Genomic DNA, 19,610 nt, shown 5'->3' on the forward strand with positions numbered 1-19,610 from the left:
ACAATAAATACAACACGTTACAACTTGGTTTGAATTTCTTTTTCTTCCATGTCAGTATTGGTCACAAAAAGATTACGATTCTCTTTTAAGGATAAAGTTTTCTCCGTAATTCCATCAACAGAGATAGTTGCTTTTTCTAGTCTAAAATCATTGTGTTCAATATTAATATTTTCTGTATTGATGAATTTTAATGTGGGATGGTTGGGATATAAAGGGATATATTCTTCTGACTTTTCAACAATATTATGACTAAAATTTATATCCGAAGAGGCATTTGCTCCTAAAATCCAAGCATCAAAAGTCTTGAAGTGATTATTGATGATCGAAACGTTTTTGGTAGTTCTAATTTTGGGATCCGTAATTAAATCTACTCTTCTTTTTTTACTTGTCAAGCACCAAATGACAGGCACTTTCCCCCCACCATAACAGGCATCTAAAAAAGTATTATTTTCAATTTTTACATTTTCAGCAAATCCCGATTCGTACCAAAAGTCAAACTTATTGACCATAAGTATTGAGGTCATCATATTACTAAAAGTACAATTTTCAACGATTGCTCCTTTGCTTGTTGAAAGTAAGAAACCTCTTGCTCTATTATCCGTCAGTGTGCAGTTTCTCGCAATAAATGTAGGTTGAGCAGAAAGGTTTTCTACCATTATTTTATCAGAAATTGACGCTGGAAGTTCCTCTTTAAAAGTAAGTACATAATACCCCTCATTTACTTTCTCCATTTCCAAAATATGCCCTTTGAAATAAGGATGAAAAGCAGATGGCTCTACCAAACCAACCTCATCTCCTTCCTCTGCAAAGTGAAACCCTAATTGCTGAGGATGCCCAATGCTAACTCCTAATTGATAAGTATTGATGCGATCAACCACTTTCATATATACTCCGTGTATATTGGTGGCATCGTCTAGCATGTGTTGGAATTTACAATTCTCTAATACAATCTGTCCTTTACAACCTGCAAAATGTGTCGCATCTGCCAAAGTAGAAACCATACGTTGACTTCCTTTTCGAGTATGAATGTTCACATTGTTCATAGTGATGTCTTTGCTTGCCTCTCCCAAAACTCCCATGCCAATACAAGAGTGAATAGTCACATTGTCGATTCGAGTGGATTCAGATTGATTGATCCAAAATGCTGGAGCAATTCGGTTACTTCCCATTTCCCCTTTAGCCACCAAAATTTGTCCGACAGAAGGTAATTTTCTTTTCAAATTTTTAATTCTTACAATTCCCTCTTTCAATTCTTCTGCAATGATTCTATCTGATTTTTGAAGTAACTTCACTTGATAATCCATCCTGTTAAATGGCGTTTTGAAATGTTCAAAAGTATCCATATATTGAAGACGGTTCTTTTTCTTGCTATGCAATGGTGTCACTTTAGATGCATTGTATGCAATTCTATGGTGTTTTTTATCCCAAATGATTGCCTCATCCAAATTATGAGAGTAGCCATTTTCTTTGATAAAACGTAAAGCATTGTCTTTGATGGTATAAGGAGTATTTTCTCCAATTTTCACATCAATATATTTTTCATCTTGATTGACATTAATAATTTCCATCTCTGAAACATAAGGCAATTCCCAATCGACTTTCACGTTTTTGATATTAATATTTTTACTGTTCTGAATCACAAATGGAAGCATATGCCCATGAAAAATAAACTCAGCACCATTGGCATCGATCTCTAGGTTTTCAAAATTTAGAATAGGAAAAGTGGTATAGCGAATGCCATTATCGTGGTTTGTGATCGCACACATCATACCTTTTGCTTTGCTAGGGTACAAATGATAAACTCCTTTTTCAATCGTTATTTTTGTAGCACCTTTTGCCCTGGCATCTTTTATCATTTGTAAAAAAATAGTACTAGCTGAAGCTTTATTTTCTGCCAATGCATAGTCTTTAGAATTAATTTCTAATACAGTCTTTTGGGTAAAAGATTCTGCTTTCAAGATAAAGATAAGTAGCACTGCAAATAGAATTGATTGGTATTTCATTTTTAATGGTTTGTAGTCAGATAATACAGTTCATCCATCCAATATTTAGTAAAGACATTGAATGATCTATCAACAAAGTTATTTGTACAAGATGTTAACGCTAAAGACGAAATGTTCAGTTTTTTGCTAAAATAACCTTATGAACGATTTGTTCCAATCCATGTACATTTTGTGTCATTCTGCTTTGTAAAAACACTTCAAGTCTTTTAAAAAACAACATCAGGCTTAGAATACAACTAAAGAAGTTACAATGTTATTCTCTTTAATAAATAAAAGTTTTTAGTTTTGCGGCAATAGCTAAAAGTAACTTTTCACAAATAGAACAAACTTCAATATCGAAATATGAAATTCATTCCAAAAGTCATTTCTATGACTTCTAAAAACAAGATTGTTAGACCACTTTATCTGTTATCAGCAGTCGTATTATTGTGTAGTCATGATTTATACATAAAGATGGAAACCTATTTCTTGCAACCAAATCAAGAGGCCATTTTTAGCTTGTATAACGGTACTTTCGAGGAAAGTGAAAATACAATTGCACGCGACCGCATTCAAGACGCTTCTTTTGTTTCTCATGAAAAAAGAGTAGCAATCAACGCTGAGCAATGGAAAGATCAAGACAGTACCATCACTCAAGTAGTATTCAATACAGGTGAAGCTGGCACTTATGTAGTAGGTGTTTCTACTATAGCAAGAAGCCTAAAACAATCTGCCGATGATTTCAATAATTATCTTAAACATGACGGTGTTTTGGATATGCTTCAAGAACGAACTGAAAACAATCTGTTAGATCAAGACGTAACTGAAAGTTATCAAAAGCATGTAAAGGCTATTTATCAAGTTGGTGATGTGAAAACGGAGGACTGGAATACTGTTTTTGGTTATCCTATTGAATTTATTCCGGTTTCAAACCCCTATGAAAAATATAGTGGGCAAACATTAGACGTCCGATTAATTTTGGAAGGTAAACCTTTAGCCAATCAGTTGGTATATTCTGACCATACCCCAAGTGCCCATGGGCATAGTCATAGTCACAAAGACCATCATCATGATAATCATGAACATGCACATCATAGCCATGATCATGATCACACTCATACAAATGGACAAAAGTTACGTACCAATGAAGAAGGTATAATCACTGTCGATTTACCTGAAGATGGTATCTACTATCTCCGTGCGATACACATGGAAAAAGTGGAAGGAAACGATGCATTCACCCATGAATCAAAATGGACAACTTTGACTTTTGAGGTGACACATCAACATGAGGCGCACTCTCATGATCACCACCATCATGATGATGAGGGAGAAATACCAACTTGGATTTTTGTATTGGGTAGTATTTTGGTGATTGGAGTCTTATTTGTATTCTTCTCAAAAAAGGATTAATCATGAGATCAAATTTTAAAAGAATACTCTTACTGGTATTTGTATTGATTCCAGTTTTTGGTTTTGCTCATGATGTTACAAGTGCTGATCAAGAGATTTTACGTAATGGTGGACTATGGGCTTATATCCAAGTGGGAGCCACTCATATGCTGACAGGTTATGACCATCTACTTTTTTTAGCAGGTGTAGTCTTTTATCTGAAAGGTTTCAAGGATATTGTCAAGTTTATTACAGCATTTACGATTGGTCACTGTATTACTCTCATTGGTGCTACCTATTTGGGTATCACTGCAAACGAACATTTGGTTGACGCTGTAATTGCTTTGAGTGTACTCTATAAAGGTTTTGAAAATTTAGGTGGGTTTGAAAAACTTAATGTTAAATCGCCTCACCTCCTATTAATGGTTGTCATCTTTGGATTAATACACGGCTTTGGACTCTCAACCCGATTACAATCTTTTGAAAATGGAACCGAGGATTTATTAGCAAAGATTCTATGCTTTAATTTAGGTGTAGAAATAGGGCAGATTGTTGCCTTAATACCGATTGTGTTGATCATCACCTTTTCAAGACAAAACAAACAATTCCCCGCTTTTTATAAAGCCGTCAATTGGTATTTGGTCATTGCTGGTATTGGCCTTTTTCTATATCAAATGTCAGGATATATCAATGGTCATTAGTGGAAGAACTAGGGATTGAATACATTGTCTTTCACTCCCAATCAATCTTTCTAGCAGCTTTTATAGGGGCTACCTTCAAAGCCGGGGGGTCGTATTACTATATGATTCACTGATTACGGACCAGAATAAAATGTTTTGTCATAACCTTCTAATGTACAGTTTGCTGTAGGGATGTTAAATTGTAACTCCCTACAGCAAATGAAATACATTAACTGTAAAGCATAGGTCTGGGTTGTGTAAAACTATAATTTACTCCGCTATGTATTTCGTTTATAATTTTTTTCAATCCTTTTAAGAGGCATTAAAGCTAAAATACTTAATCCCTTCTCAAGGTCTTTTTAAGAATAAGTTCGTATTTTTGTGATACAATATATCTACGCTAAAAAGTGTGTTATTTTGATTTTTTATTAGTAGAAGTGCTACATAATTTAAACAAACTATAAGATGAAAAAAGTAATAATGTTATTGGTGTCCTTCTTTTGTGTAACTCTTCTTCATGCTCAGCAAAAGGCTGTTACTGAAACTGGCGAAGAAGTTTTTCTATATGATGACGGAACATGGAAGTACCAAGATGAAAATGTTTTAAAGGAAACTGAAATAGCGACCAATCCTAAGAAATATAAGAAAGATAAAAAGTCTACTTTCCTCATAAAAAGCCAATCTGTCAATGTGGGTTATTGGATCAATCCAAAAGTTTGGTCTTTCAGTAAAGGTAAAGAAAATCCAGAAGCTGAGTACGAGTTCAAATTAAAAAATGGTGACCTCTATGGTATGATCATTTCTGAGCAAGTTGAAATTCCACTTGCCACAATGAAAGGTATTGCATTTGACAATGCGAAGTCGATTGCTCCTGATTTAAGAATTGTAAAAGAAGAATACAGAGATGTCAACGGTTTGAAGGTTCTTCATCTCCAAATGAATGGTACTATGCAAGGTATTAAATTCTCTTACTTTGGATACTACTATTCAAATGAAAATGGCACTGTACAATTCATCACTTATACTTCTCAAAACCTTCTTCAAAAATATAAGCCGGTTAGTGAAACGTTACTGAATGGACTTGTATTACTTGATGAAGTAAAATAGTATTTGAAATACCATAAACTCAAAATCCTGATCAGAAGTTGGTGTTTAAATTCCATGTTTCTGATCAGGATTTTTTGTATTTGAATACTCGCCTCTTTATAGTTTATACATTAGAAAGCATTTTTTCTAAAACCTCTTTGACTTTTAGCATATCTTCTTTCCCAATATTTAAACATTCTAAAGTCTGTAGTAAATCATTAGGAATTTCTTCCGCTTTTTGCTGAAGTTTTTTCCCTTTTTCAGTGAGAGAAATCGTTACAATACGCTCATCCTCTTTTGATCGTGTCCTTTCAATTAAACCATTGGTTTGCATCCTCTTTAATAAAGGAGTCAATGTGTTTGTTTCCAAAAGTAACTTTTCGGTGATCTCTTTGATGGGGATTCCATCCTCCTCCCAAAGTACCAAAAGTACAAGGTATTGAGGGTAAGTCACCTCCAATTTTTCTAGTAAGGGACGGTATTGTTGAGTAATAAACCTAGATGCCGCATATAACGGGAAACAGAATTGATTACTAAGTTTTAATTGCTCCATTTTATTGTGTACTTTTTCTCTCTTTTAAATATTTCCATCCACCAGAAGACCATAATGCCCAAACGACTAACAATGGCTGAAATAATAAACGAACAAAACGTTTTGTGTCAGTATTCAAACCAAATGAATCGATATGATTGACATATTGATTGATATTACCAGGGAAAATCAAAATAAAGAAAATTCCTAATGCAATACCTGTTTGTACTTTAAAATTTCGTCCATAAATTATCAATAAAGCAAAAGCTATTTCCACCACACCTGAGGCTAATACAACAAAATCGATAAAACTTTCATCTGTTGTCAACCAAGTTGGAACTTGTGCTTGAAATGCAATTCGACGAAAAGTCATATGACCTATACCTGCATAAAGCATTGCCAGACCTAATAATACTCTAAAAACGTTTTGAACTGTAGATGTTTTTACCTGTTGCATAATTTATATCGTTTATATTTATATCGTTCACGATACAATTATAAGTGAATAATTATTCATTGCAAAATTTCAAGATTAATTTTAATGGAAAAACTAAAATTTAGATCGAAATGACTGTTTATTATTTCAGAATTAATACGCTGTAAACTCAGTTTTTGAATATTTGTGTTTTTTAGAAATCAGGAGATTTTTGATGATCTGAAAGGCACGAATGACACTAACGCTTAACATTCGCGCCATTGAGCTTTCTACCATTTTAGTTTTGTAGTACTCCCCTCGGCCTTGAAGGGAAAAGCGTTCAGAATTCCATGTATTGAGCCGTTAAAAATGATTTTGTTGTTTGAGCATCTCAAAACGATGAAGTTTTGATCGAGTTATCCTTTCAATAGGCGAGAGGAATGAAATTTAGCTTTTGACTTCTAAGCCTTGAATTTTTTGCTTCGTTTTTGTTTCAAGACAAAAATGAAGAAGAAGGAAGTTTGAAAGTTGATCCTATAAATGCTGGCAGAAACGCTGATTGAAAGTTGATGAAAATTTAGTTTACAATGTATTAAATACTTTTATAATCAGGCATTGCCCCCTTATGAGTACATACAAAAGCAGCTATCTCAACAGCTTCTTGGTGTAATTCTTTCAGTGGTTTTCCGTTGAGAAGTCCCATTACCATGGTTGCCGTAAAAGCATCACCAGCTCCTATTGTATCAGCTACATCCACTTTAGGTGTTTTAAAATAAGAGTCTTCATCAGCTGTGACTAAATAAGATCCTTCTTTTCCCATCGTTAGAACTATCATTTTAAGATTAAAAAAAGCGATTAAAGCTTTTAATCTCACCACTGTCCGTCCTTCAATCTGAAACATATCGATCAATACGGTAATTTCATCTTCATTGATCTTTAAAATATCGGCTTCTAATAAACACTTCTCTATCAATGCTTTTGAGAAGTAATGTTGTCGGAGATTGATATCAAAAATCTTTAAACAGTTTTCGGGAACAAGAGATAGGGTCTCTTCTATTGCTGACTTACTTTGATCTGTTCTTTGAGCTAAAGATCCAAAACAAATCGCATCTGCTTCTTTTAATTTAGCCTTTGCTTCATTAGTAAGTTGAACAGCATCCCAAGCTACGTTCTCATGAATAGTATAGGAAGGTTCACCATCCTTAGAAAGTGAGACCGTCACTGTTCCAGTTGGTAATTTAAGGTGATTCAAAAAAGATGATACCTTTTTCTGCTGTAATACATCTTCTATCTGCTTTCCTAATTTATCCTTACCAATAGCACTAATAACGTACGCCTCTGCACCCTGTTGTGCACAATGATAGACGAAGTTTGCCGGTGCACCTCCTAACTGTTTTCCTTCCTTTAAAATATCCCATAGAATTTCTCCTATGCCTATGACAATTGGTTGTTTCATTGCGTTCTTTTTCTACTAAAATAGGGATCATCTTTGTATTATCTATCATAAGAAGCGTTTTTTAAAAAGGAAGTATTTAAAATAGTAGATTGTAAACTATGTTCTCAAGTATATTGATCGATGTGGCTATAATTTAGTTTACAGTATATTGAAATTATATTTACATATTATCTTATCTAAACCTAAAGAGCATCAATTTAGAAAATGGAAATAAAACGATTTAAAGAGATCAATACATTTTTTGAAACTACTGGATTTGAAAAAAGAACCGACATTCCAGCATTTTTTGTTTTTCGGTTTGAAGAATTAAATACTAATACTGCCTTGAAGATGCCTCCTTATCAAAAAGACTTCTACCAAGTAGCGTTGATGATTAATGGAGAGAATGCAAGTGCTTCTATTGATGTTCAATCAACTGATAAACTTGGAAACACGCTTTATTTTCTATCTCCTGATCACATTTTCTCTTGGCAAAGAAATACTAAAATGACCGGGTTCAATGTCTTTTTTAAAGCAGAATTTCTTGATTTCTTTAGTGGGAATTTTAAAAGTGAATTTTCATTATTTGATCTTTCTAATAAAAATTTCATCAAACTTGATTCAAAAGAACTTCAAAATATATTGATCGATTTTGAAAAACTATATAAAGAATATAATACGCCTAATTCTTATCGCCATCAGATTTTACAATCTTCTTTGTTGTCCCTCTTATTCAAATGTAAAAGTATTGATGAAGAAAAAGGAAGTACAAATAAAAACCTCTCCAAGAAAGAAGAGACCATTAACCGTTTTAGGAACTTAGTGACGAATAGTTTTATCAAAAATAAAAAGGTAAGTGACTATGCGGACCTACTAAATGTTTCCTCTAATTATCTGAATCAAACGGTAAAATCAGTGACAGGAAAAACAGCGAAGGAGATAATTTCCAACCAAATCATTCAAGAAGCCAAACGTTATTTGAAATATTCAACTGATGACATTTCCGAAATTAGTTATGCTCTAGGGTATGAAGAACCCACACATTTTATTCGTTTTTTCAAAAATCAAACTCAGATCACCCCTAATGAATATCGAAAAAACCTAATGTAATTTTGGTCATTATCCCATTGTTTTTGGTTATCAGTCGCCCTCCTTTTTCACCGACATTTGTATAAACAAAATAAAAAAAGACAATGGAAAAAATAATCGTATTAGGAGCAACAGGAAATATTGGCCAAGCTGTTTTGGAACACTTACAAAACAGAGAAGTAGAAGTTTATGCAGGTGTGAGAGCTGAAAAAGATTTTGACAAAGTAAAAGGAGCGACTCCCGTAATAGTTGACTTTACAGATCAAGAAAGTTTAGATCATGCTCTTGCGGGTAAACAAAGGGTTTTTCTTGTGACTCCATTGATGCAACATCCAGAGGAAGTGACAAGAAAAGTGATTCAAGCGGCTCAAAAAAATAACTTAAAACATATCGTAAGAAGTACCGCTTCCGGTGCGGATAGTAATGGTCAGATACAAATGGCACGTTGGGCTGGTAATAGTGAAGACCTTATCAAAGCATCTGGCTTGAACTACACTATTCTTCAACCTTTCAATTTTGTACAGAACTATATCAATTACTACGGACAAACCATCAAAGAATACAATGGTTTTTACATTCCAAATGGTGATGCTGAATTATCATTATTGGATGTCACTGACCTTGGTGAAGTGGCAGCAATTGCACTTACTAATGAAGAGCATTTTGGTAAAACGTATGAATTGAGCGGCCTTAAATATTCCAATGAAAAGATAGCAGAAATCATCAGTGATGTCGTTGGAAGAAAGGTTTCTTATATTGATGTCCCTGAGGATAAAGCAAAAGAAAGTATGCTTGACAACCAAATGCCCGATTGGCTTGTAGAGGCTATGATGGAATTAAATTATATCATTAAACAAGGATGGACTGCCGGTTATTCAGCAGATTATAAAAACATCACGGGTAAGGAATATACAAGTGCTGAAGCCTACTTTGGGAAGAATAAAAATGCCCTAAAATAGTACTTCATTATCTTCTCTTAAAACAACAAAGACTTTCACTAGGAAAGTCTTTGTTGTTTTAGAACACCTAATTAAATACATAGATTTAGAAAATTACTTTATGTACACTTCTACTGTTTTGATCATAGATATGTACAATGTACAATCCTCTTAAATTAAGATTTACTTTTTGCTGATTTCCTGTCAACGCCCTCTCAAAAACCTTTTGACCGCTGATGCTATAAATAGTCATCATTTTACCATCCAACTGATTTTCCGACTGAATATTTAATTCTTGGCTGGAAGCCTTAAACACTTTGATCGAAGGACCGATAGAATGAACACTCAATGCCCCTTCTTTTAGAATGACAAAAGAATATGTTTTCGTTACCCCCGTTGGTGAGGTAACCGTGATGGTAAATGTGTTTCCAAATGTTCCATCTCCTTCAATGACATAAGTAGCCTCTTTATCTTCAGTGAAAGCAGAAACCGTTGGAAAATTACCATCTTGTACCTCAATTTCATGGAATAAAATGGCGGGATTAAAATCTTTATAAAGTACTCCGTCTAGGTAAACTTCAGCTAAGTTGGCATTACTTGATGCTCCGCCTTCAGTAACAAAATATACTTTGTATTCTTGCTTGAAAAGTGTGTCTTCCGCTGTAACAATAATGGTTGTCACCCCAGGAATTGCAGATGCTGCTATTACTTCTACATTTGCTTTAGCATGACGAGCGGTAGCATTGATGACTGGAATTTCAGTGGCGTCGTCTGAAAGTTCATAGTTGTAGGAGTAGGCCTCATTTTCAAAATTTGGTATGGTCACATTGTTTACTGTAAGATCTGATAGCTGAGCATCTTTATTTTGCTTGTGCACTATCATCGCATTTCCTTCAGTAAACATCATTAATTCCACTTCAGCTGTTGAATTATCATTACTTTCTAACGTGATGGTGTTGATACCAGCTTCTACTTCAAATTTGCCGGAAATGATGACATCAACTTCTTCTTTTAAATTCCAGTTCTGATCATATATTTTGGCTTTCTCTCCTCCTCTATATTCAATGTATTGAGAATGATCAGCCGTTGCTCTAATCATTGTATTGACACTCAAGAAAGACTCTCCAATTCTAAAACGGGGTTGTACAATATTTTGCTCTCCAGATAGAACTCTTACAATAAATTGAGGAGATTGTTGATGGTATTTATTATCCAATTCTAAAGTTTGCCCAAAAGCCACTTTCTCATAAGGAGCATACATTCCATCTTCCTGTCTCATATGGAAATATTGGTGATGCTCGTCTTCTGAAGACAAATCAGAAGTAACCTCTGCATCTTGAGACATCATTTGAATCGGTACTAAAAAGAAATCATCTTCCGTTTCTCTCAATTCAAATGTGGTATAAGATGCAAACAGCCTCCCTACATAGAAAAAGTAGGTATCCATCATGGTTTGTCTTTGCTCCTCTGTCAACAATTTACTCGCCGCTTTCCACTTCGGTAATAACGATAAAAGTTCATCCGTTTTTCCATACGTTTCAAACTCTTCTAATGTAATACCAAACATTGGGTCAGGGCGTAGAATTGAAAAGTTTCTCCCGTTATGAGCGGCTTGTATTCCCAACATATAATTTGCTGCTAGAAGGCTTGAAGCAGGGGTTTGAACTCCTTTATTCGTGGTACTATTTCTTTCTAGTTTTAGAGAAGGTCTTCCCTTGTTATGATCGCCTACAGGTGAAGTTAAATATGCTTTTGTTGCGTTAATTTGATATTCTAAATAGCCGGTATCTGGCTCTCCCCCGTTTGAAGTTCTTACTACAACAGGATGATCTATCTTTTCATACACTTGCTCTGCAAACTTTCTGAACCCCCAGCTTCCATCAAAAGTGTGGATCTCTGCACCATCAAATAATGCATTCGATATCTGGCAATCATTTAAAAGGTGAGCATAGTTTGTAGTAAGTGTTTCAAATAATTCGGAATTATTTTCAGGAACAAAAACCTGATTGTAGGCTAAAAGCATTCCCTTAACGTTTGTACCTCCTTGGTGAGCAGTGCTCATTGTAGATAAAAAACCTCGATGATTAAGCGTAAACTTCCAAGTTCCATTTCCCATATCCTCAATATCCTTAATGGTCGCCAATTCTTTTCCTATCTGTAAATAATTGTATTGAAAGAAAGTAGGTAGAGGTGAGGACAACTTCCCAAAACTATTTGCAGCGTCATCAAGTGCATCTGGAATAGTATACCATTCTTCTTTGGGCTGAAATAAAATCTCACTATCCGTATCTGAAACGGCTTGTACCAATGTTCCATCTACCCATGATGCTAAATCATCCGATAGGTTTTCACCTGAATACAATGGGTCATTTCTTCCAATTCCACCACTAACATAATGAATATTAATGCTTCTGTTATTCTCTCTTTGTGAATGAGAATATTCTTTCAAAGCATCCTGGCTTCCAAAAATCCCATCTACTTCCCAGTTGGGTTTATCACTTGGCCAAAAACCTCCGTGCCACATATCGGTAAAAAAGTTGACCGTAGTCACATCAGCTTTATCAAGATACTCTTCAAAAAGAGGTAATTCCTCAACATTTTGAGGTGCTATATACATTACACTTTGATCCTCAAACATTACTTTCCATTCTTCCAACCATTGTACAGCTCTGTCATAGTTCCACTCTCCATCAACTTTTGGATGAGGCATAGACTCATTTCCCCATGCTTGTAAAATGCTTTCGTCTTCCTCTGCCTCATTCGTATAAGTATATAGAGCAAAACCTCCCTTCTTATTACCTTTATATCTTTCCCAAAGATGCTCGAATCGAATTCTCTTGGTTTGATCCACCCCAAATTCATAGACCATATAATTGTAAGCCAATGTTTTCACTTTAGTATCAGTGACACCCAAATACAATTCCATATAGCTTCCTTCAGGCAAGTCACCATAAAAATCAACTAAATCAAATGACAAATAGGTAGGGTGAGGAGTTATCTTAAAAGAAGCATAATAACTATTATCACTTGTAGCAAAGACGTAATCATCTCCCGATGTATAAAAGTTGTCCATTGAAATGGCTTCTTGACCGGGTAGTGTCAATGTAAAATGATTGAAATTGGATACCTCCCGTATTAGTTCTTTCCCACTCTCTAACGTAAATGAGTTAAACGTACCATCAGTACCCAAAACTAGGGTAAATCGTCCTGTAGAAAAGACCACCTCTTGTGTCACTTCTTCCAAGTTTTCTGGTGGTGTTTGAGAAGAAATATCCTGCCCTTTTACTGTTTTTATATTAATGAATAGGGTAAATATTATTATTAAAATAGAAGTGGTTCTTAAGTAGTAAAAATGATTCATCAGATTTCTAAAAATGATTATAGGATACGTCAAAAGAGTAAATTGTATTATTGATTTACTCTTTTAAAAAGTAAAAAAATGTAATTATCAGATTGGAAAAAGAACTTATCAGCTGTCTTATTTCGGTTCAACCCGTTAACTCAAAATGCCTTTACAAAAAATTTGATATTAGTAACAATTTTGAAGACAAAACTCCCATTAAACAGTATTGTGTATGATGTGATATGCATACCTATTCTGTTTTAAGAAGTTAGAAAGGAAAAAGAACCCTTCGCTTTTCTGATAAAAAATAAATAATGGAAAATGCTACTATTTGTCAACTTATGATTAACAAGAGAGCGTGTTGAAGGAGTGTTATTACCATTACCGATGCTACGACCTTCAATCTTTTCTAAAACAAAATTCATAATACATGCTTCTTGTTGTTCTATAGAAAGTATAGCAAATGGAATAATTGATAAGTACTAAGCCAAAAATAAATCATAGTTAATTCTAATTTATTTTTTGTGAGTACAACGCTAAAAAACGCATTAATAGTGGTTCTATTGAAAGTTTTTTGAAGGAAGTAATCGCAAAACAATAAATAGAATTAGTAGTATATAATTTTGTCTTGGTACTTAGTAATAATAGATATAAGATTTTCATTACAAATTCATTTTAATCATACTATGGTTCAATGGGCAATCGTAAAATCAAGTAAGGGATAACCCTTTTCCGCTTTTAATAATTCATTTCTTAATACATCGTAAAGTAAGGTATCTTATTGTTCATTTCGAAGGAAAACAAAATTTGCGAGTAGTCTATATTTTACAATTGTTTGCTTTTTTATAATCCAACAACTGCAACGCTAAATTTTGATAATTGCATTGCTTAAGGAATACCTTTAGAGTAGATGATACTAAGTCATCAGAAATAAAAAAAGCATAGACTCAATTGAACCTATGCTTTCCTGTGTTACTGAAATGATAATTACATTACTACTAATTTCAGCGAGAATGATTGTTTAGTATCCCACTTTCTTTCAGAAAGGGTTACCTTCCATAAATTGTCACCAAGACTTTCTACATTCTTAATTGCACAATTTTTGGCATTCCCTGCTTGAATTCCTTTCTTAGAGTAGAAGATAATATCACCTTCTTGAGCACCAGCATCAGTCATTTCAACTTTGATGTTGTTGCCTTTTACTACTAAGTTTTTGATTTCGTTAGCACCCATTGACAAGTGAAGGTTTGAACCTAATACTTTTGGCTTGTCATCAGTGATAGGCGTAAATCTTACAAACTGCGATGAGTTTGAATATAAATCTTTTGCTGTGTATGTATTGGTTGCATAACCCACTACTTCGTTTTTCCAGAAGTCATATACAGCACATTTTGTATCTGTAGGAAGACCTGCTTTCGCAAAGTCAATCGTTACATCATTTGATTTTTCTTTGTCTACATTATAAAGGTTGTACACCCCAAAGTTTCCAAATTCTCTTTGGGCATTGAAACCAAATACTGTGTTGTCAGCTGATTCACCTAATGTCACTAATTTTGTCTCTTCGATCACACCTGGACGCATGATTTCGTAGTTTCTCCAAACTGCTTTTACATCATCTTTGTCAATAGGCTCAGAAATCATCGCTGTACCACCTGTCAATGCTACAGTGTTGTGCCATGTGTGCCACATTCCTTGTTGTGGAGTATGACCTACTTTACGAGATGGTAATTTGTAATCTAAGTAAGATACATCCGCGTCATTGTTCCACCATACTTTGTGGAAAATCTGGAATCTCAATACAGACTCTAAACAGTGACTAAAGTGTGCAGGGTGAGAGTCAGGACCTACTCTTGCCGCATCGATGAAACCAATTACACCTCTTGTTGGCTGCCCTAAACAAGAAAGAATGTACATATCATCACCTGCTGCCTTTCTGTAAAGTGTATATAACTCTCTGAAAGTTTGTAATCTTGTCAACTTAGGGTTGTCATATACAGCACCAATACCATTAAAGTCAATCTTGATATAACCGTATCCTCTATCTCTAGCATCTTTGATAATGTTGAATAAGAAGTCTTTTGCTTTTTCGTTGGTAGGGTTTAACCACTTTGCTCCAGCTGGGTGGAAAGGATTAGGGTTCATAAATGACTCGATACCTTTCGCATTTTTCTGAAGTGCATCTGGGTTCGCTTTTGCCCATGGGTGCTCAGGATTGATCATTAATGGTGCAAACCAAACACCTGGAGTTCCGCCAGCTGCTCTCACTTTTTTCGCTACTTCAGCCATACCCGATGGGAATTTTTCATTAGCAGACCAATCACCATCCATTTTTTGGTAACCATCGTCGATTTGTACGATACCTTTACCAAAAGTATTAGGGTTCTCTTCGATTGTTTTCAACACATTCATTACGTGTTCTTCGTCAATCTTAGTCGTTCTGTCATACCAGCTACACCATCCATATACTGGATCTCTGTCTAATTTAGCATTGTGTGTAATTGCTACCCACTTTGTCCAAACATCAATGTTTTTATCCTTATCTTCTTTGATGAAGATCATCTCCTCACTTCTTCTTACTTCGCCTGGCTCTACTAATACCTCGTCCATGCGAACGATAGCACGAATCTTTTGGCGTGTCACATGTATATTACAGTGTGCATCACCAGGGCCTGTAGGACCTAATAAGAATGATTTATCAGTAGTCGTATTATAGAACAAACCTACCTCTTTGAAACGCTTATCCATTTTGGCTACAGTTTCAGCATGATGGTGTTCCATCAAAGGAGTCACTAACCAATCCTCAGGTTTTGATAAATCTACCTGACCACCAAAACTTTCATCCATACTGAATAAATCAAAGGCTCTTAATTTTGTATCTTTATTACTTTTATTGTGGAAAAAAGCCTGAATAGTATAAGCATCTAAATCTTGTAATTTTCTAACATGAAGCTCATAACCAAAGTTATCTTTCTCATAATAAGACTTTGTTTGCTCCGCCTTACCAAAAGGAGTATCTACAATAGTCACCTCAGTAGTTCCCGCCTGAGGAGTATGTGCCATTCCAATTCTTCTGCTACCACCATCAACATCAAACACACACGTAGAAGACCTGAAAAGCTTCTGAATTTCTTGTTGTGCGAATGACGAAAATATTGGTGCTAAACTTAACACTAAAATTAGTCCTAACTTTATCTTTTTCATTTCACTCAAAATTTTAAAAAATGATTTGAAATACGAAGGCACCTTTATATTGCCTTGTATTTTACTTAGTTGTCACATTGCAATTTTAATTGTTCTTTCCTATCATTCTTTGCTCTTAGCTTACAATTGTTGATAGTGATCTTTATGGTGATAATTTGAGATGTAAAAAACACCTCAGAACAGCTCAAATGAACACTTTTCATTACTTTTTGCTCAAATCTCTCCTATTATCCCCATTTTCTCTATTGACCTATGGCTCTAATTTATCATCCATTGGAATAGAATAAGTAACCTGCCATGTTCTTGTTTCTGTATCAAAATCAGTTTGCCAATAGTCATTACCAAATTTCTCTTGTTCTTTCAAATTGATAAAATCACCATTTCTAGTAATGATGGCCTTAAAGTTTTTATAGTTAGAAATATTTGAAATTGTAAAAGGAACATATCCTAAACCATTGGAAAGATCAACCACCACTTCATCATTTTCTGCGGCAATCATTAGCGGCGTTCTCCGTACCAATTTTCCTTTTTTAATATTGACCTGCAATGTATTTTGATGAGCTTCCCTAAACATAGGTTTCCATGTATTGGCTTCTTTTTTTATAAATTCCTTAAAGACTTCATTATCGCCATAATAACTGTCGGGTTCATTGGGCAATACACACAATTCGATCACCGCATCAATCTTATCGCCTTTATGTAATGATCGTACCGAAGCTGGTAAATTCAATTCAATCAACGTCACATATTTATTGATTTTTTTACTGAAATGAACATAGGTTGAAAATTTTGGCTCAATTAATTTGCCATCAACGATAGATTTCCATTCTCTCAATACCAAGCCCCTGTTGGCCCATGTTCCGTATTTACCAGGGAGTTGATTTTCTGCATTATGCATACTTGCCCAAGGAGCAGCCCCTGGTGCATCTATATTTTGATGCGAATAGCCTTCTCTTTCCCTTTCATTTTCTATATCCAATAATACGCCATTTTCATTACCATAAGCAAAATTATGCTCATGGCTAAAAGCATACGTCTCCGAACCAAATTGAGCAATCGCTAAACGATTAAATTCCATTGTTTCGTTGACTTCTAATTCAACATGATAGTAAGCTCTTAAATAATCATTGGAGCGAATCAAGAAAGTCGTCAACTTATAATCTGCTTCATCCTTTTCCGTCTTACCTCTGTAAACAAACTCAGATAAGTTCGGGCAATTACGTTTGTAGTCCACACGAATCTCCTTGATTTGCTTTAGTTCTCCCCTTAGTCCATAAAACCTTAAAAAGTCTCCACCTCCCACATTGGGTGTCCAATCGTACTTTCTTGGTTCGGGTATCATCTTCTTTGTACTTTGTACAAACAGTGGACGTACGTCTGTAATCATTGACTGTGTTGAACCTCCGTATGGTTCATAGCAGATACTTTCTCCAAAAGCCCCAACCGCTGTTTCTTCCCATAATTGATGACTTGTTGGGTTTTTCTTACCCCAAGATGATAATGATAACTGACTATGTGATACTGCGGGCAAACTTCCCCAAAAACCTGAAACTCTTGTCAATTCCAATTCTATCGTTTGATGAGGGGGAATCACCATCATTGTGTAGCCTCTGACCCAAGGTCCTACAAACCTACTGTAATAATCTGTATGCCAATTTTTCGAAATTTGGATAGGTATTCCGGTGGGATGTCCGTCTTTATCTCTTAGAATCATTGAACAGCCTGTAATCGCTTTTACTTTATCCGTTTTTTCAAAAATAAAACGTTCCAACTGTTCAGTATCTGAAGGATTATGGAGAATCAGTTTCGTTCTTTCCATTCCAAACTTTGGCTCCATATTACCATTTAACTTTACTATCGTCGCTTGTCGTTGTGTATCTCTGTAAGCTTGTAATCGTTCAAAAGGTCTATTCTTATCTGAAGCCACCACTACTGTTACCTCATCATTTTTTTGAAATGTATGACGTACTTTAAATAATGCTGAAAGCGATTTATTGGATAATTTCCCTTCTATCTTTACACTATTGGCATTACTCCTAACGAAGTTTTCACTATTGTCTGAATATAACTCCCAGAGCATTTCATGTTTACCTTGTACCATCACAATACCTCTGTTAGAACGAGTGATTTGATACACCTCTTCGGGGAAATTAAATTCTATATGAAGTTTCATTTCATCTTCTGGCAGGAAACTTTCTTCATAAGTCAATTTAAATGAAAAAGCATCCGTCCAAGAAGCAATCTCTAAACCGAACTCGAAAAGCGGCCCATCTTCTAAGCGTAAACCATCAATAAATCTCCTTTGATAAAACTTTCCTCCTTCAACCCACTCCCCCATATAGTCTTCCGTACCTTCTCCTCTGATCACTTTAAACTTTTCGCCATTGTACTCCAAATACATTGTCATTAGGTTTAAATCCACCTCTTCTACTAGCTGTTTCACGCCGTATTTTTTCTCAAAAGGGGCCACACTTCTGAACTGTGTAAATTTGAGATCATGTGGATTGAAACGTAAGAAATGGAAATCAGTGTGAATATGAAATTCTGTTGCATCTCCTAATTTTTCAGGAAAATACATATGTGTATTGGTGGATGCAAAATCCCAAAGCTGTAGTGGAAGTTGTGCAAATAAGTTGGTGTATGAGAGAGATAAAATCAAAAAAGTAATGAAATTTTTCATCATATTATTCAATAATTTCATTTTTGGCAATAATTAATTATTAGGGTATTTCCAGCAAAAGTAGTTGTTAATACCTATTCATTTCTGCACAAACATATTATATGCAACAGAATTGTGTTGATTATTATTTATCAATTCATTGTCTTTTATTTACAAACAAAGATTATCGAAGAACTTATTATAGTGTCTACGACCATAGTGTACACTAAATTTTCATCATCTTATAATTAGCCTTTCTACAAGCATTTATATGGACTACTTTCAAACTCCCTTCCACTTCCAATTGTGCTAGAAAAACAGCGTTCAAAATCATAAAAATTGATAATTTTACTTTTTCAGGCTTAAAAAAACAATCAAATGATTGATTAAAAATGGAGTGTTAATGCCAATGTTATGTAAATATGAATAAGCGTATAATATTTACTAAAACTCTTTTTTAACGTAGCAAACAACCTTTAAATAATACATCACTTTTATTGCGATGTATTTGATTACAAAATGTATAAATCGTTGTTTTTAGTGTTATTAAAGGTGTTACTAGATCAAATTTCATCCATTATTTCCAGTAGCAAAATAACATTAAGACTAACTTCAGAAGCTTCGTTTTTTAGCTCTAAAAACTGATTTGTTCCCCCTACCTTATTATCAAGTGCATTTACCAATGCTGTGCAATTCAATTGAATTTAAAGAATAGAAGTTAATTTTTCATCACTTTAAATACTATTCAAACGTTCTATCAATTGTTATTTAAAAGAGCGTGAATTATGATTAAATAAAGTCAATGAGTTTAAAGGTAAACATAGAGTTCACATTGTGAGTATTGTTTTGCCGACGGAT

Annotated in this window: 12 protein-coding genes; 5 read left to right on the forward strand and 7 right to left on the reverse strand. The window is 34.6% G+C overall.

Annotated elements, in window-relative coordinates:
* Window positions 1-17: 17 nt before the first annotated feature.
* Window positions 18-2,003, reverse strand: coding sequence for a right-handed parallel beta-helix repeat-containing protein (locus IC221_RS11315; protein WP_188169079.1), 1,986 nt, complete (start codon window positions 2,001-2,003; stop codon window positions 18-20).
* Window positions 2,004-2,345: 342 nt separating this feature from the next.
* Here IC221_RS11315 and IC221_RS11320 point away from each other — a divergent pair, with 342 nt between their 5' ends.
* The 3 genes from IC221_RS11320 to IC221_RS11330 all read left to right on the forward strand — a co-directional run bounded on the left by IC221_RS11320 (window position 2,346) and on the right by IC221_RS11330 (window position 5,161).
* Window positions 2,346-3,395, forward strand: coding sequence for a DUF4198 domain-containing protein (locus tag IC221_RS11320; RefSeq protein WP_301332354.1), 1,050 nt, complete (start codon window positions 2,346-2,348; stop codon window positions 3,393-3,395).
* A 2-nt stretch (window positions 3,396-3,397) separates the two neighbouring features.
* Window positions 3,398-4,075, forward strand: coding sequence for a HupE/UreJ family protein (locus IC221_RS11325; protein WP_188169080.1), 678 nt, complete (start codon window positions 3,398-3,400; stop codon window positions 4,073-4,075).
* Window positions 4,076-4,519: 444 nt separating this feature from the next.
* Window positions 4,520-5,161, forward strand: a complete 642-nt coding sequence (locus IC221_RS11330; RefSeq protein ID WP_188169081.1) for a hypothetical protein — start codon at window positions 4,520-4,522, stop codon at window positions 5,159-5,161.
* A 103-nt stretch (window positions 5,162-5,264) separates the two neighbouring features.
* On the opposite strand, the gene IC221_RS11335 is transcribed toward IC221_RS11330, so the two are convergent.
* The 3 genes from IC221_RS11335 to IC221_RS11345 all read right to left on the reverse strand — a co-directional run bounded on the left by IC221_RS11335 (window position 5,265) and on the right by IC221_RS11345 (window position 7,543).
* Entirely contained in the window at window positions 5,265-5,693 is a 429-nt protein-coding gene (locus IC221_RS11335) for a MarR family winged helix-turn-helix transcriptional regulator (protein WP_188169082.1), read from the reverse strand.
* A gap of 1 nt (window position 5,694) precedes the next feature.
* Complete coding sequence (locus IC221_RS11340) at window positions 5,695-6,129, reverse strand: hypothetical protein (protein WP_188169083.1); 435 nt, start codon at window positions 6,127-6,129, stop codon at window positions 5,695-5,697.
* Between the two features lie 550 nt (window positions 6,130-6,679).
* On the reverse strand, window positions 6,680-7,543 hold the full coding sequence (locus IC221_RS11345; protein ID WP_188169084.1) for a carbohydrate kinase: 864 nt from the start codon (window positions 7,541-7,543) through the stop codon (window positions 6,680-6,682).
* Window positions 7,544-7,747: 204 nt separating this feature from the next.
* On the opposite strand from IC221_RS11345, the gene IC221_RS11350 reads away from it, so the two are divergent.
* Window positions 7,748-8,632, forward strand: coding sequence for an AraC family transcriptional regulator (locus IC221_RS11350; protein WP_188169085.1), 885 nt, complete (start codon window positions 7,748-7,750; stop codon window positions 8,630-8,632).
* A gap of 83 nt (window positions 8,633-8,715) precedes the next feature.
* Window positions 8,716-9,570: an SDR family oxidoreductase gene (locus IC221_RS11355; protein ID WP_188169086.1), complete on the forward strand. Its 855-nt coding sequence runs from the start codon at window positions 8,716-8,718 to the stop codon at window positions 9,568-9,570.
* Window positions 9,571-9,655: 85 nt separating this feature from the next.
* Here IC221_RS11355 and IC221_RS11360 read toward each other — a convergent pair whose 3' ends face one another.
* The 3 genes from IC221_RS11360 to IC221_RS11370 form a co-directional block, all read right to left on the reverse strand.
* Window positions 9,656-12,910, reverse strand: a complete 3,255-nt coding sequence (locus tag IC221_RS11360; RefSeq protein WP_188169087.1) for a T9SS type A sorting domain-containing protein — start codon at window positions 12,908-12,910, stop codon at window positions 9,656-9,658.
* A 969-nt stretch (window positions 12,911-13,879) separates the two neighbouring features.
* Window positions 13,880-16,093, reverse strand: a complete 2,214-nt coding sequence (locus IC221_RS11365) for a glycoside hydrolase family 36 protein (protein WP_188169088.1) — start codon at window positions 16,091-16,093, stop codon at window positions 13,880-13,882.
* Window positions 16,094-16,343: 250 nt separating this feature from the next.
* A complete protein-coding gene (locus IC221_RS11370; protein WP_188169089.1) occupies window positions 16,344-18,794 on the reverse strand; it encodes a hypothetical protein in 2,451 nt (816 codons plus the stop codon).
* Between the last annotated feature and the right edge of the window lie 816 nt (window positions 18,795-19,610).

This window comes from Flammeovirga sp. EKP202, assembly GCF_014534745.1.
Lineage (GTDB): Bacteria > Bacteroidota > Bacteroidia > Cytophagales > Flammeovirgaceae > Flammeovirga.

Excerpts from the sequence above, each read along its gene's own strand:
- IC221_RS11315 (WP_188169079.1), bottom strand. The coding sequence starts at position 2,003 with ATGAAATACCAATCAATTCTATTTGCAGTGCTACTTATCTTTATCTTG.
- IC221_RS11320 (WP_301332354.1), top strand. The coding sequence starts at position 2,346 with ATGAAATTCATTCCAAAAGTCATTTCTATGACTTCTAAAAACAAGATT.
- IC221_RS11325 (WP_188169080.1), top strand. The coding sequence starts at position 3,398 with ATGAGATCAAATTTTAAAAGAATACTCTTACTGGTATTTGTATTGATT.
- IC221_RS11330 (WP_188169081.1), top strand. The coding sequence starts at position 4,520 with ATGAAAAAAGTAATAATGTTATTGGTGTCCTTCTTTTGTGTAACTCTT.
- IC221_RS11335 (WP_188169082.1), bottom strand. The coding sequence starts at position 5,693 with ATGGAGCAATTAAAACTTAGTAATCAATTCTGTTTCCCGTTATATGCG.
- IC221_RS11340 (WP_188169083.1), bottom strand. The coding sequence starts at position 6,129 with ATGCAACAGGTAAAAACATCTACAGTTCAAAACGTTTTTAGAGTATTA.
- IC221_RS11345 (WP_188169084.1), bottom strand. The coding sequence starts at position 7,543 with ATGAAACAACCAATTGTCATAGGCATAGGAGAAATTCTATGGGATATT.
- IC221_RS11350 (WP_188169085.1), top strand. The coding sequence starts at position 7,748 with ATGGAAATAAAACGATTTAAAGAGATCAATACATTTTTTGAAACTACT.
- IC221_RS11355 (WP_188169086.1), top strand. The coding sequence starts at position 8,716 with ATGGAAAAAATAATCGTATTAGGAGCAACAGGAAATATTGGCCAAGCT.
- IC221_RS11360 (WP_188169087.1), bottom strand. The coding sequence starts at position 12,910 with ATGAATCATTTTTACTACTTAAGAACCACTTCTATTTTAATAATAATA.
- IC221_RS11365 (WP_188169088.1), bottom strand. The coding sequence starts at position 16,093 with ATGAAAAAGATAAAGTTAGGACTAATTTTAGTGTTAAGTTTAGCACCA.
- IC221_RS11370 (WP_188169089.1), bottom strand. The coding sequence starts at position 18,794 with ATGAAATTATTGAATAATATGATGAAAAATTTCATTACTTTTTTGATT.